This is a genomic window from Trichlorobacter thiogenes, from assembly GCF_900167465.1.
Classification (GTDB): Bacteria; Desulfobacterota; Desulfuromonadia; order Geobacterales; family Pseudopelobacteraceae; genus Trichlorobacter; species Trichlorobacter thiogenes.
Genome location: NZ_FUWR01000040.1, coordinates 1 through 1,730, shown reverse-complemented (window position 1 = coordinate 1,730; position 1,730 = coordinate 1). Strand labels below are relative to the sequence as shown.

The window sequence follows — 1,730 nt, the reverse complement described above, 5'->3', positions numbered from 1 at the left end:
TGGACAAACAAGAGGAGTTGGACTTCACCCAAAACCCTTAGCCCCTTTTAGGGGCTTTCCTCAAGCCACCGGCTCTGCCGGTGGTCATGACTCCATCTTTTTGGCAGGCTATCACAGGGACCACTGGGCCATTGCTGCCATCTGGTGGAGCTGTCATTATTCCGGTATCTTTCCCTACAGGATCGTTATTCGCGCCCCACCCACCTACTGGATCTATTATTTGACTCTGTCCCGGAGACAGAATTCGCATATGAGCAGAGGCAGCGTGTTTAGCCGTGATCTCCGGTGTTACTTTATTGTGACAGTTAACACATACGCTAGTGCCCACATAAATGGCTTTATCAGATGGTCTGGCTGAAATTATTATATCTTTAATAGTACTTATCTCTTTGTCCAGCAAAATAGCCCTGCGGGTACCGCCAGCTAAATACTTGCCGTCGTTCGTTGATGATGTTTCGATGAAATAAGGTCCTGGTGAGGGTATATTGTTCAAGATATAAGATCCATCTTTGGCAGTATTGGCTTTTATAGTATGATTAGTTTTGCTAGGAATCGTGATGCTCACTGTCACTCCAGCGATAGGTTCATTAGCTGTGTTCAAAACCTTACCACAAATTTTAGATAGCTTAACTGGCTGTTTTTTTGATGAAACCATTTGCTCAAGCTCATGACTTGAATTGTCTGATGTTGAAGATTTAGTTTGTTTCTTATTATCAGAAGAAATTGATAAATTTGTTAAAATTAGTACTGTCAGCAAACTCAATATTACTACTAATATATTTTTCATTACTGCCCCCTTATTGGTTTTACCTACGAAAATCTGGTTTCTAGTGTTCTAAATGATTACTTACTGTGTTAGTTTTGCATACAAATAAATTACGTCCCTCCTTCCTTATTAAGCCTGTTTTCTTTAATAAATTCATAGCTTTTGTAATGCTAACCCGATGAGCGCCTATAAGGAATCCTAGTTCCTCATGACTTATTGGAAAATCTATTTCAATGAAATTATTACTTGAATTGTTGTATTCCCCACCCAAATTCAATAACAGTTCATACAATTTATTTTTTAGATCCCCAAGAATTGAACAACTGGCTCTTGAGTTTAAGAATTCAATGTGTTTACTTAGGTTTTTAATCACAACCAAACCTATTCTCGGATTTTCAAGAATCATTTTCTCGAATCCTGCTTTATCAAATCCACATATATATGAATCTTGCATGCAGATGGCAGTCCCAGGATATTTAAAATCTTCCCAAAAGATTTGTTCTCCTAAAAAATCCCCAGTCTTCCTTATGTCAAGTATTGCCTCATTGCCATCTTTTGATATTTTGGATATTTTGATGCACCCTGCCTTAAGTAAAAACATCTTATCTGCTGCTTCACCTTGAATAAAGATTAGGTCACCTTTCTTGTATCCCTTGCGAATCGCTGAAGATGCTAAAGCAGCCTTTTCTTCGGGTAACAGATCTTCGAAAACCCACAAATTTCCAATGCACACATGGGAAAGAGTTTTAAAACTTGCGACAGCCTTATTACATATGCACTTGGACATAGGAACTGGGCTCCTTTCTCTCGCAGAATCAGAAAAACAAGGTTAATTTACAAAGTCGACGGCGGGCTAATTGATGCTTTATATAGGGTTCTTCCGCAGAATTTATGGGTAACTGACCTGCCGAAGATGGTCTGAGCAGCTACCTGGTGAACGAAATAGAGCATCCCGCCTACAAAT

General features: G+C 39.2%; 2 protein-coding genes. Both read right to left on the bottom strand.

The features are described 5' to 3' along the window. Positions 1 to 37: 37 nt before the first annotated feature. Positions 38 to 787 (bottom strand): carboxypeptidase-like regulatory domain-containing protein, encoded by a 750-nt coding sequence (locus tag B5D39_RS16655; protein WP_078791623.1) that lies wholly within the window; start codon positions 785 to 787, stop codon positions 38 to 40. 40 nt (positions 788 to 827) lie between these two features. Beyond that, complete coding sequence (locus B5D39_RS16650; RefSeq protein WP_078791622.1) at positions 828 to 1,553, bottom strand: Crp/Fnr family transcriptional regulator; 726 nt, start codon at positions 1,551 to 1,553, stop codon at positions 828 to 830. Between the last annotated feature and the right edge of the window lie 177 nt (positions 1,554 to 1,730).